This is a genomic window from Nocardioides abyssi (genome assembly GCF_030412915.1).
GTDB classification, from domain to species: Bacteria; Actinomycetota; Actinomycetes; order Propionibacteriales; family Nocardioidaceae; genus Nocardioides; species Nocardioides abyssi.
In genome coordinates, this window is sequence record NZ_JAUHJR010000334.1 from 1 (window position 1) to 207 (window position 207).

A 207-nucleotide genomic window follows, 5' to 3' on the forward strand; every position below is an offset into this window, starting at 1 on the left:
CCCGTGGGCGAGGTGCGCCGCGAGCTGGCCCGCGCCGGGCTGCGGGTGACCACCGAGGAGGTCGCCAACCCCGGCGGCGAGACCGCCGGCCTGGTGACCTCCGTCGACCCGGCCGGCCGGCGCGACGAGGGCGAGCGGGTGACCGTGCAGTACTGGGGCGACCCGCCTGTCGAGGAGCCCACGGAGGAGCCCACCACCGAGGAGCCC

At 78.7% G+C, this 207-nt stretch carries 1 protein-coding gene; it reads left to right on the forward strand.

Annotation, left to right across the window (positions count from 1 at the left end; translation table 11 throughout):
• On the forward strand, positions 1-207 hold a 207-nt coding region (locus QWY29_RS20920), incomplete at both ends, for a PASTA domain-containing protein (protein ID WP_300963122.1).